General features: G+C 46.6%; 13 protein-coding genes. 7 read left to right on the top strand and 6 right to left on the bottom strand.

What is annotated here, in order from left to right; all coding sequences use genetic code 11:
* Window positions 1-216: 216 nt before the first annotated feature.
* The 7 genes from C161_RS07610 (at window position 217) to C161_RS31435 (ending at window position 7,016) form a co-directional block, all read left to right on the top strand.
* Window positions 217-675 (top strand): DinB family protein, encoded by a 459-nt coding sequence (locus C161_RS07610; protein WP_051449640.1) that lies wholly within the window; start codon window positions 217-219, stop codon window positions 673-675.
* Window positions 676-782: 107 nt separating this feature from the next.
* Complete coding sequence (locus C161_RS07615; protein ID WP_143781382.1) at window positions 783-1,736, top strand: aminoglycoside phosphotransferase family protein; 954 nt, start codon at window positions 783-785, stop codon at window positions 1,734-1,736.
* Window positions 1,737-1,765: 29 nt separating this feature from the next.
* Window positions 1,766-2,470, top strand: coding sequence for a response regulator transcription factor (locus tag C161_RS07620; protein ID WP_036669277.1), 705 nt, complete (start codon window positions 1,766-1,768; stop codon window positions 2,468-2,470).
* Between the two features lie 55 nt (window positions 2,471-2,525).
* Window positions 2,526-3,665, top strand: a complete 1,140-nt coding sequence (locus tag C161_RS07625) for a sensor histidine kinase (RefSeq protein WP_036669279.1) — start codon at window positions 2,526-2,528, stop codon at window positions 3,663-3,665.
* Window positions 3,666-3,757: 92 nt separating this feature from the next.
* The gene (locus C161_RS07630; protein WP_036669281.1) at window positions 3,758-4,498 is read left to right on the top strand and encodes a hypothetical protein; all 741 of its coding nucleotides are present in this window, start codon (window positions 3,758-3,760) and stop codon (window positions 4,496-4,498) included.
* Window positions 4,492-6,360, top strand: coding sequence for a transglycosylase domain-containing protein (locus C161_RS07635; protein ID WP_036669284.1), 1,869 nt, complete (start codon window positions 4,492-4,494; stop codon window positions 6,358-6,360). Before C161_RS07630 ends, C161_RS07635 begins: the two co-directional genes overlap by 7 nt.
* A gap of 110 nt (window positions 6,361-6,470) precedes the next feature.
* Entirely contained in the window at window positions 6,471-7,016 is a 546-nt protein-coding gene (locus C161_RS31435) for a DUF2569 domain-containing protein (RefSeq protein WP_051449641.1), read from the top strand.
* Window positions 7,017-7,156: 140 nt separating this feature from the next.
* Here the strand turns inward: C161_RS31435 and C161_RS07645 are convergent, their stop codons facing one another.
* The 6 genes from C161_RS07645 to C161_RS07670 all read right to left on the bottom strand — a co-directional run bounded on the left by C161_RS07645 (window position 7,157) and on the right by C161_RS07670 (window position 11,991).
* Window positions 7,157-7,615: a threonine/serine exporter family protein gene (locus tag C161_RS07645; protein ID WP_036610676.1), complete on the bottom strand. Its 459-nt coding sequence runs from the start codon at window positions 7,613-7,615 to the stop codon at window positions 7,157-7,159.
* 18 nt (window positions 7,616-7,633) lie between these two features.
* Window positions 7,634-8,395 (bottom strand): threonine/serine exporter family protein, encoded by a 762-nt coding sequence (locus C161_RS07650; RefSeq protein ID WP_036669533.1) that lies wholly within the window; start codon window positions 8,393-8,395, stop codon window positions 7,634-7,636.
* A gap of 235 nt (window positions 8,396-8,630) precedes the next feature.
* Complete coding sequence (locus C161_RS07655) at window positions 8,631-8,936, bottom strand: hypothetical protein (protein WP_036669286.1); 306 nt, start codon at window positions 8,934-8,936, stop codon at window positions 8,631-8,633.
* Window positions 8,937-9,000: 64 nt separating this feature from the next.
* A complete protein-coding gene (locus tag C161_RS07660) occupies window positions 9,001-10,044 on the bottom strand; it encodes a S66 family peptidase (RefSeq protein WP_036669288.1) in 1,044 nt (347 codons plus the stop codon).
* A gap of 97 nt (window positions 10,045-10,141) precedes the next feature.
* On the bottom strand, window positions 10,142-11,479 hold the full coding sequence (locus C161_RS07665; protein ID WP_036669289.1) for a DUF4179 domain-containing protein: 1,338 nt from the start codon (window positions 11,477-11,479) through the stop codon (window positions 10,142-10,144).
* Window positions 11,476-11,991, bottom strand: coding sequence for a sigma-70 family RNA polymerase sigma factor (locus tag C161_RS07670; RefSeq protein WP_036669291.1), 516 nt, complete (start codon window positions 11,989-11,991; stop codon window positions 11,476-11,478). Before C161_RS07670 ends, C161_RS07665 begins: the two co-directional genes overlap by 4 nt.
* Window positions 11,992-12,041 lie beyond the last annotated feature (50 nt).

Raw genomic sequence — 12,041 nt, forward strand, 5'->3', positions numbered from 1 at the left:
TTCTTGCAGAAAGCTTGTAGGCGAAGTGTATGCTTTCGAAGTAGCTTTCCTGCAGAAAGCTTGTAGCTCCGCTTCTTCAGGTCCTTTCTGTCTTCTCCGTTTTGTGTAAATGTTTTGTTCAATTTATATAGATTTGGGGTATATATTAAGGAGGGATATCTTGGTTGATAACCGATCATATGTTCTGTATAATGGGATAAAAAGGAAGTGTAACTGTTGATTCAATCTGCGTTTAAACATATTGACGTGGCTGTAACATCTTTAATCGATATATGTGATCAGCTGTCGGAAGAAGACTTGGCTTTGACTCCAATTGAAGGTAAACGACCTGTTGGAGAATTACTAGCCCATCTGTCTGTGATCTGCCGAGCGGATGTTTATATTTCCGAAGGTGCATCGGAGGAAGAGATGGCTCAATTCTATGCAGAGAATCAGGTGCATTCGCTCGGTGAGATCAAGCAGGCTCTGATTGATAACCAGATGTATCTATACCAACGGTACAGGCAGTTTAACACGGAAGAGTTATTACATGTGACGGATTCGTACTGGGGAGCTTCCTATAGTCGGCTGGAGTGGTTACTTGAGATTATGGGGCATGTATATCATCACAGAGGACAATTGTATACGATGCTGACCCTGACGGGCAAAGAACCCGAATCAGTACTTTTTAAATAGAAACGGATAGAATACATATAAGCATGTTATAGGAAATATCATGGGTTAAAGTGGGAATAGACCGACGATACTACACGCCATACGTGAAATAACGGAGGATTAGGGACGTGGAACAACACGATACATGGAATGCATCGATGGACAATACGTTGATTGACAGGTTAAAACAGATTCCTGAACTTGGTCAGGCCACGCGGATTGAACCTGTTATGAAGGGTTATTCAGCAGATACTAAATTCAAAATGTTTGTCCCTGGTCAAGGCCATGTGCTGGTGAGGGTGTATGATATTGCTGAGGAATGGATGAAGCAAAGGGAATATCAATATTTGCAGAGCATGCAACAATTAGGTGTACTGTGTCCAGCAACGTTGGGCACAGGTAGATTGGATGAGAAGAACGGATATATGATTCTTAGCTACATTGAAGGCGAAGATGCTTCTGAGAGATTGCCTCAGCTGAATGAACAGCAGCAGTGGGCGGTTGGTTTGGAAGCAGGAGCGCAGCTACAGCTGATTCACCAGTTGCCGATGGAGGAACAGATCGAATCATGGTACATACGCAAGAGCACCAAGCATCAACGTTACGTGGAGCGCTATAAACAGTGCCCTATTGTGATGAAAGAGGATCATGTTATTCTAACGTTTATTGCAGACCATCTCGGTTGGATGAAAAATCGTCCAGATGGATTTCAGCATGATGACTTTCACCCGAGCAATCTTGTCGTTAAGCAGGATAAACTCGTAGGAGTGATTGATTTTAATCGTTATGATCAAGGTGATCCCATTCATGAATTTTTGAAGCTGGGTTTGTTTGCTTCAGAGATCAGTATTCCATATTCCATAGGTCAAATTCAAGGCTATTTCGATGGCAATGAACCGGATGAGTTATTCTGGAGATTGTATTCACTGTATACGGCTATGGCGCTGGTGTCTTCTGTAGTGTGGATTCAGCAGGTGAAGCCTGAAGAGACGCTTGAGATGATGGCCAAGATCGAGCGTGTCCGTGAAGATCACGATGATTTTCGCAGTTTCATCCCTCGGTGGTATACTTTGAACAGGTAAGGAATTATGGAAGGGAAAGGAATAATGCCGTGGCACAGCCAGCAACCATTCTGCTTGTGGATGATGAGCAGGAGATTATTAAACTGATGGAAATTTATTTTGGCAACGAGGGTTATCGGATTCTCACCGCGAATGATGGGCTTGAAGCACTGGAACAATTGAAAAAAGAGTCGATCGATCTCATTATTCTGGATGCCATGATGCCAAATATGGACGGAATCGAAGCTTGTATGAAAATTCGGGAAGAGCAGAAAATGCCGATTATTATGCTGTCCGCCAAAAGTATGGATATGGATAAAATCACAGGGCTAAGCATCGGTGCCGATGATTATGTGACCAAGCCGTTTAACCCGCTTGAACTTGTCGCACGGGCGAAATCCCAGCTGCGCAGGTATCATACCTTTAATGAAGGTCGGGAGAACAAAGAGCACGAGTGGGTTATTGATGATCTGGTCATAAATACCGATACACATGAAGTTTGGGTGGATGAGCAGCCGGTTCGTCTGACTCCGCGTGAATTTGCAGTTCTTGAATTACTAGCTCGTCACCAAGGTTCAGTACTTAGTATGGAACAGATCTATCGTCAAGTCTGGAAAGAAGAATTCATGGAGTCGAATAATACAGTCATGGTACATATTCGCAAGATTCGTGAGAAGATTGAACTCGACAGCAAACACCCCAAGTTTATTCAGACCGTATGGGGTGTTGGTTATAAGATGATCAAACCGCAATAAACATGTACATTCACAGGATGTCGTGTAACATGAACACATTCAGGGAGTTCCTACTATGAATTCAAAGTTGATTAATACAGTCCGATGGAAATTTATCTATGCATTTCTGCTGAGCGGTATATTAACTGCAGTTATTTTGTACGGGGGTAGTAAGGTGGGGCAGACCATCCTGGAAGCTCAGACGTATCCGGATTATTCCATTCCAGCCCAAGGGATCAGGTGGTTGGTGAATAATATCGGTTCGGTGCCTTTGATGATTGTGGTAGGCGTGCTTGGTTTTGTGCTGTTTTTTTTCCTGTTCTCACGCAAGGTGATGCGGGTCCTGGATGAAATTACGGCGGGGATTCAGGAGGTTGCCAAAGGAGAGTTATCCCATCGCATCGAAGTGAAAACCTCGGATGAATTCGGAGTGGTTGCTGCAAGCATTAATCAGATGGCTGAACAATTGCAGTTATCGCTTCAGGAAGAGCGTAATGCAGTTGCTGCCAAAAACGATCTGATTACGGGGATATCACATGATCTGAGAACACCACTCACTTCTATTCTGGGATTTCTGGAGTACATCGAGAAGGATCGCTACCAGGATGAGATTGAGATGCGCTATTACGTTAGCATTGCCTATGAGAAATCCTTGACCCTTCGCAAGTTAATTGATGACTTGTTCGAATATACGCGTGTGAGTGGCGGGAGCCTTCCGTTATCTCTGCAAGCGTTGAACCTGAATTCGTTTCTGATGCAGCTGGCTGAAGAGTTTGCTCCCATGCTGGAGGATGCTGGCATGACCTACAAGATCATCGGCGGGCAAGACCCACTATGGATACAGGCTGCTCCGGGGGAGCTTGTAAGAGCATATGAGAATCTGTTCAGCAATGCCATTCGGTATGGTTCGCAAGGTAAACGAATGGAGATTGGGCTGGCCATTGAAGGTAAAGAGGCTGTAGTCCGCATCAGTAATTATGGTGATCCGATTCCGGCACAAGATCTGCCACATCTATTTGATCGATTCTATCGGGTAGATAAATCCCGTTCCCGCGATACGGGAGGTACCGGTCTCGGCCTGGCGATTGCCAAATCGATGATTGAATTACATCGAGGAAGTATCGTTGCTTACAGTGAAAATGGCAGAACGGATTTTGTTACCCGTTTCCCTGTAACCGCTGCTTCGCCAAGTAATTACTCAGAGGAAAAAAATTAAGAATTTGGTAAGAAGTTAGCCACTATCTCATTAAGAAATATTCGGTATTCTACCTCTATTACCATATTATTGTATAGAGGAGGATACCGAATATGAAGTCTCAATTTAGTACAGTAAGACTAAGATACATATACATTGGAGGAGCAAGCGCGTTACTGAGCGCAGCGCTCCTTTTTGTCGTTTATCACATGCTACGGTTTGCCCACAATCACATCCTTCCAGATGCAGCATGGATAACGCGTATGATGAACTGGGGAATCAATCATATCGGAACAAAGCCGCTCTTTATCTTCATTGGAGGAGCCATGTTTGCGATCCTTTTCTGGATTCGATCCCAGAAGATTGCGGAAGATCTCAGTCAACTTGCACGCGGAACAGCCGAACTTGCATTGGGCCATAATCCTGGAAGAATTGATGTTCTAAGTGGTGGTGAACTACGACAAATTGCTACCAATCTGAATGTAATTACGTTTCTCCTGCATGAGGAAGGGCTGAGCAGATCAGAACCGAAACATGAGAGAAGAGAGGTAGAGGGAGCGTTTATTCAGCATGAGCAACCCGGCCTTCAGCAACATAATGAAGAAGACAAGGAGAACACTCAAACTATTTCTACACAGGTTGACCTACCGATAAAACTTACTCTCTACGGTATTCAATCTTCTCTGGATGAGATTATCCAAGGGCGGTGTCAGGACGAGGTGGAAGTTCAGCATTGGGTCAAGTTGGCGTATGAACAGACATTGCTGCTTCATCATGCTCTGGAGATTACACAACGAGATAGACAGGAACACGAAGTTTCAATTGAACGGGTACACAAGGAGCCTGAATGTTGAAACACGTGAGCAAGCGATGGATGTATTACGTTTTTGATGCCGCAGTGGTTGTAGTTTTGATATTGACCCTTTTCTATCTCTATCTGATTACTTATGGCGAAGGAATGCTTCGCAATCGTCCAGAGGCCATGCAGGTGGCCTCTTCAACCATTATTACGAATGCAGAGGGGACCGAAATTTCGAGGTTGCATACGCAGACCAAAGGGTATTCCGAATATGCTGAACTGAACGCTATGCCAGATTTATTAAAGATGGCTTTTTTGGCTACAGAAGATCGACGTTTCTACAACCATGATGGACTGGATTTCATCGGACTTGGCAGAGCCATTATGCAAGACATCTTACATATGAATCTGAGTCAGGGAGGAAGCTCCATTACGCAGCAACTGGCAAGAAATCTGTATTTGAATGGGGATAAAACGTTGAGTCGAAAGGTGAATGAGATATCGATTGCGATGGCCCTGGAGAAGAAGTATAGCAAGGATGAAATTCTGGAAATGTATCTGAATCAGATCTACATGGGACGCCAGCAGTATGGTGTAAAAGCGGCAGCCTGGCGGTATTTCGGAATTAAGGATATGCACCAATTGAAACTATGGCAGATTGCTACATTAGCTGGAATGCCCAAAGGTCCATCCATATACAATCCAGTAGATCATCCTGAGCTTTCCAAACAAAGACGTGCCGTTATCCTTGGACTAATGCATGAACAGGGACTAATTACACGAAAGCAGATGCTCCAAGCCCGTGACGTCGATTTCACGCCGCCTGAAACCGTATTGAATGCAACAACTTCACCGGGCTTGAGCGAGCCCGCATATGTGTCTGCCGTGGATGCTGTGATTCAGGAGGCTTCTCGGCTCACAGGTAAAAGTGAAGCAGAGATTCAATCGGCAGGTTGGGTTATTCAAACTGGGCTAGACGAACAGGCACAACTGGCGATGGAAGAAACATTTGCAGACGCTACCCGATTCCCCGATGATCGCCAAGACGAGCAGGTCCAGGCAAGTATGGTTATTATCGACCAGCACAACGGTGAAGTGAAAGCGATGATGGGTGGACGTAATCCTTTAAAAGGGGGCATCAACCGGGCGATTATGGATGCAAGGCAGCCAGGTTCATCTTTTAAACCGATTATTGCATATGGCCCTGCGTTGGAGTCGGGGAAGTTCAAGCCAGAGAGCATACTACCGGATAAACGCATGCAATATGGCAGCTATCAACCTTCCAATCTCAGTGGGCGTTACAGTGGTTCAATAGCCATGTCCCAAGCCTTGCAAAAGTCTATCAATGCCCCAGCCGTATGGCTGCTTCATGAGACAGGACTGAACGATGCACATCAATTTGCGGCACGACTCGGTATTGAACTGGGGAAAGAAGATCTAAACCTCTCAATTGCCTTGGGAGGTGTGCATCAGGGAGTGTCGCCAATGAAGATGGCGCAGGCCTATACGGTGTTTGCGAATCATGGCAAATTGAATACAGCCCATCTGATACGCGAGATTACAGATTCACAAGGACGGACAATATTTGCTCATAAGTCGGAAAATAAGCAGGTAATGTCCTCCAGTACGGCGAATGCCATGACCAGAATGCTGCAAAATGTAGTCAGTCAGGGAACAGGAAGCCAGGCACAACTCGGTCAGCACAAGGTAGCAGGGAAAACGGGAACAACACAGGCTGCATTACCTGGTGTGGGAAGAGAGGCCAATCGGGATTTGTGGTTTGTGGGCTATACGAGCAGCTGGACTGCGGCGGTCTGGATGGGATTTGATCATACGGATGAAGAACATTATATGAGGTCAGGAAGTGGTGTTGCAGCGGAGTTGTTCGCAACAGTGATGAGACGTGCTACCCAATAGAATGCAAGAGAGAGACCTTATTCCAGATGGTTCTTTCCTTCTCTTGGATAACACAGAAAATAGCTTCTAATGTATAATATGTGTCTTATCTATCGTAAACGGAGGCTGAAATGAACTATAAATATAGGGACTCGGAACTGGATACAAGCTCGCTGCAGCCTAAAAGTGGTATCAGACCGGAACGGCCTGGCATCTCCGGATTAGGCGGATGGCTTATATTAATTCAGATTGGCCTGTGGGTCACACTGGTGCTTCTTATTGCGGATATGTCGCAGGTAAATGTCATTATGGATCCGGTGAGATGGGAGGGTGTCCGTGGTGTTGATTCGGAACTTTATACTGAAGGGATACGCCCGCTCCTTTGGTTCGGAGTCATAAGCAGCGTCATGTTACTATTGCTCGTTATCGTGAATCTCGTACTGCTGCATAAGAAAAAAAGGCAATTTCCGTGCATGATGATTATTCTGTACATTGCAAATGTATTCATTGGAGTCGTGACATGGATCTTGATCGCACGAATTGAGATTCCGAGAGAGCAACATGTGCTCGATCCAACATCAGCATTTAATTTAACAATCCGATCGCTTCTGACATGTTGTATCTTTATCCCGTATTTCCTACGGTCGGTACGTGTGAAAAATACGTTTGTGAAGTAAATAGACTTCTTTGATTGTCTCACTGCACTATGCACTATAGTGCTCTATAGGATAGTGACACGTAAGGCCCGTAGGTATACAAGATTTCATCCTGTATGCCTAACGGGCCTTCCACGTGTTGAATATTATGAAAAGAATAATCATTTCGATGATGATTTTGCCCGAAGTGAGGCGGGAATTCGGCGTATCATCTGGTTTAATACCTCGGATAACACAAGGCCTACGGCAATAGCGCCGGATAACATGAGTGCCTTGGCGGCCATCTCCATAGCGGCACTGTAGTCATTTTGCACAAAACTTCGCATCGCATTATACGCCAGTCCACCAGGAACGAGAGGAATGATGCCTGCAACGCTGAAGATGATGACGGGTGCGCGAAACATGCGAGAGAATACCTGGCTGATGACACCTACGGCTATGGTCGCTGCAAGTGTAGCAGGAACCGCATCCGCTGCATATTCAAGCACGATATAGATAATCCAGCCGATCATGCCGACAAATCCACCGTGGAGCAGCATGCGCCGTGGTGCGTTGAAGATGATCCCAAACGCGGCTGAGGCGACAAAACTGGTCAAGGCTTGTTCAATAAAATGGAGCATATCCTGCATTCCTCCGTCTTACATAAAAAGTGAAAATACAACTGCAATGCCTGTACCTATAGCAAAAGCAGTCAGAAATGCCTCGGCTCCCTTGGATAATCCGGAGACGAGATGTCCGGCCATCAGGTCGCGTACAGCATTGGTAATCAGCAGCCCCGGAACCAGCGGCATAACCGAACCAATGATGATTTTGTCCCGTTCATGACCTACTCCCATATAGATCAGGAGAAAAGCGAGTAAGCCAATGACAAAGGATGCCGTAAGCTCGGCAAAGAATTTGACCCGCACCAACCTGTGAAAGGCAATAACGGCTGCATAACCTATGCCCCCGCAGATTAACGCCGGAAGAAAGTCGCTCCAGCCCCCGCCAAACATAATGGTAAAACAACCACTGGATAACGCTGCGGCCGTAAGCTGCACAGCCGTTGAATAGGAGGAGGGCTTTCCTTCGATCTGTATCAACAGATCATGGGCTTCCTGAGCGGATAGCTCACCTTGTCCGATGCGACGGGAGACCGCATTCACCTCGGACACCTTGTCCAGATCCGTCGTACGCTCGGAGATACGAATGAGCTTGGCAGGTTCGGTTGCATCAACAGAGAAGAAGATGCCTGTCGGAACAACGTAACTGTGCGAATGGGGTAAGCCCAGCGCAGCTGCCATACGTTTCATCGTATCTTCCACACGGTAGGTTTCACCACCGCTTTGTAGCATGATTTTGCCTGCGAGCAGACAGATTGCAATCACGCGTGATTGTTCAGTAGGATTGCTGCCAATCATACCCGTCTCGGCTTGTGATACGGGTGATGAATCATGACGTATGTATTCCAACCGGATCAAGCTCCGTTTCATATGAGATATGGGGTGGTGCGACACCATTGTATCATATTTCACACGCTCGCAAGGAATCATACGGCACCATCGCCAAGACGATAAAAAAGCCTCGTTCCCAAGACTTGAAGATCTCAGGAGCGAAGCTTCTTGGAACAGGTTCGGATATAGAAGTACAATACCACTACATCAACAGTGTGATAACCAACAATTCATACAGCACAAGCGGCAAAATCGTTGGTCCAAACAAAGCGCGCGGTTCAGGATATCCATGCATCGGGGTAACCTGGAGATACAAAATTCCCCGGTCTGCACTGATGACGACACCTTCCCACACTTGCCCATCGATATTCTGGACTTGTACCTTCTTGCCTATATGCTGCCGAGCTGTATGATGAAGCATATTCCGCACATTTTGCACGGATTGAAGCATCGGTTGATTGGCTTGATACACGACACGCGTGGATGGCGTGGATGTAGATTCAGACATGATGCACAACCCTTCCTCAAAATAAGTTCTTACTTCAAGGTATGCATCTGCCTATAAAAGGTGATTACACAAACGCCATCTCAAGGCTCCCGCGTCCATTTTCATAAGCGACTTTGCCCAATGCTCCATTCACAAAGGTGAGCTGCGGCGGAACATGGCCGAGATCCACATCGTACAGTACAGGGACATCCAGATCCCCAAGTGCAGAGGATAGGGCATCGGTAAAATTAAAATCGGCTGTATCGGAATAACCCGCAGGTCGTCCAATCATGAAACCTTTCACACCTGCAAACCAGCCAGCCTGTTTCATCTGCCACAGATGACGGTAGATATCCCCCGCATTCATCTCACAGCTCTCCAGATACCAGATGGTACCTTCGACTGCACAGTATTGCTCCAGATAGGATGCAACAGGTGCATATGGCGTGCCAATCAGACTGGAGATTGTATCCATACAGCCACCGATCAGCCGACCGGAGAACGACACAGCGGTATCTGCATCTTCCGAGTGGCCGAGCTGTTTCCATTGCGAAGGTGTATCCAGGTTAAATCCAGGCAATTCCGGTTTCCATGCCGATTGATAATGTGTGGAAGACGATTGTGTGATCTGTCCGCCGTATTTGGTCTGTAACACATCAATCCAGCGCGCAGTCACGGGATCGAGGGCGTTTGATCTTAGATCAACATAGTTGGTGCCATGTGCTGATGCTGTTCCGGTGATCAGGGTATAGGCGAACAGGAACGTACTTATATCCGAATATCCCATGACCCATTTGGGCGGTAATGTTTTCAAAGCTTCCCAATCCAGCAGGGGGAGGATATCCATCAGAAATTCCCCGCCCCATGGAGGGATAATGGCTTGAATATTTGGATTGCGGAAAAACTCATTCATCTCTTCGGCGCGTTCCTCTTTGGAGGCACTCACACATTTGGTGTTGTGGCGGAGCGATGGGCTTTCCAGCACGTCAAAACCAAGGCGCTCCATATTACGTTTGCTCTCCTCAAGATAATGGTATAGGGATTCGCCTACACCGCTGGAGGGGGCTGCCACACCGATGGTATTTCCCGGAGCGAGTGGCTGCGGATAACGGATGGAACGTTGATTCATATCTAAACACACCTTCCCTATGAACATCATTGCTCGTAATAATGAATGTTTCCATTATATAGAATATTTGCGATAATCACAGCCTACTGGTAGAAAATTAAGGATTAACAGGGATGTCCAATGAGAAGGGAGACTTTACTTTCATCGGATAGGTGGAGATGTTCATTTTCACTTCCCCTTTTAATTTGGCTCCATTTTTGATAGTAGAAGAAACAATCGTATGACTGTCATCCGTTCCCTCTCCACTACTCCAACTGGCGCCAGGGACTTCATATGACTTCCCTGTACTGTCTGTAACTTTCCTGAAAGTTAGAACGAACCCACCGTCCATCCTGCCAGCAACGGAGAAGTCAATAATTAGATCTTTGCCTTCGACCTTGCTGCCTACCATCTTCAATCCAGGTGGTCCACCTGTAATCCGGTGTGACTTCAGATCAAGGGTAAGAGCCAACTCATCTTTATCCAATCCGGAGAAGCCAGATCCCTGTAACGTCAGCTTTTTCGGTATGGAGAAGTACATGCTTTCGAAGTAAATGGACCGTTCATCCTCACCGGTTGAGGTATCTGTTCTCCACGCGCGGCCTTGCTCATCAACCAGTTGAAGATCGCTGAGGCCGAATACCTTCTTGGTATTTTTAGGATCAAAATTCACATCAAGCACAAGACGTGTTGGATACATAGTAGCCTGTTTCACATTAATACGCTGTCCATCCACTGTTAACGTCTGATTCACAGGAATGACCTTTTTCATGCCTTTGGTAAGATTCTTGTCTACCGGGAACGTTATTTTCCACTTTTCTGCACGCGTTGTATCTCTGGCCTTAAACACGACGCTCAGCTCTTCAGGAGGAGAGGTTCCATCCGTGAAGATCACGTCTATCATATTCTCATTCACATTCTCGTCTGGTGAAGGTGTTGGATAAGCGTGAGTAAACGCAACTGGAAGATCTTTACCGTTCTCATCGAGCAGATCAATATCATAGTTGAATTTCTCGGGATCTTTCATGCCTTTCATCGTGTAAAAAATAACCATACGTGACTCGTCTGTGATAATGCCATCAACGGTCAAGGAAGTACCATCATGCTCGTCGGTGACACCGACCTGCTGTAAGAGGGACTTATCGATGGCCATCATTAATCCTTTGTCCTGGCGAATCATACTCACAATGCCCTCCATTCCGGGCAATTGCTCCACGAAGGATGCAAAAGCGGGAGAGACACGGATACATCCGGTAAACAGCAGGATGAAGGCCGCTGCCGAGATTGAACTCATGTACCAGCGCAGCCGGGACTTTCGCTTACGGGCAGCCTGGCGGATTCCGGACTGCACAGCCTGATAGGCGGCGGAATCGGGCACAGGCATGGTTTCGTACTCCGTCTTTCGAGCATTCAGACGTTCTTCCAATGTGTCGAATGAGTTTTGTTCATCCGTCATGAGGATACATCTCCCTTCGTTTCAAGTTGATCACGGAGCTGTCCGAGCGCCCGATGTAATCGAGATTTTACGGTTCCGGTCGGGATTTCGAGAATATCGGCAACTTCAGTTAAGGAGAAACCTTCGAAATAACTCAGGATAATAATCTGTTTGCAATCCCGGTCAAGGGTGGATACGGCCGCAGCAAGATCGGGGTCCGCAGGACGATCCCAGCTGCTGGATTCATGAATCTCGGTGACGGGACTGAACCGACTTTTGCGTTTGCGTTCGTCCGCACAGTAGTTGAGCAGAATGCGGATGAGCCAAGTGCCGAAGTAGGATGGTTCCTTTAATTTTTTGAGTTTACGGAACGCCCTGAACGTTGATTCCTGAATCGCTTCGAGCGCATCACCTTCGTTATGCAGGTAGGCATAGGCGATACGGTACAGTTGGCTCTGATGTAATTCCATTAAGGCTGCAAAAGCCTCGGCATCCCCTTTTTGTGCGGCGATGGTGAGCTGAATAGGGGTCACATGGCTCCTCCTTTCATGGATATGTTGAGTATTAGACCGTGTAAGGCATC

Source organism: Paenibacillus sp. FSL R5-192 (assembly GCF_000517845.1).
Classification (GTDB): domain Bacteria; phylum Bacillota; class Bacilli; order Paenibacillales; family Paenibacillaceae; genus Paenibacillus; species Paenibacillus amylolyticus.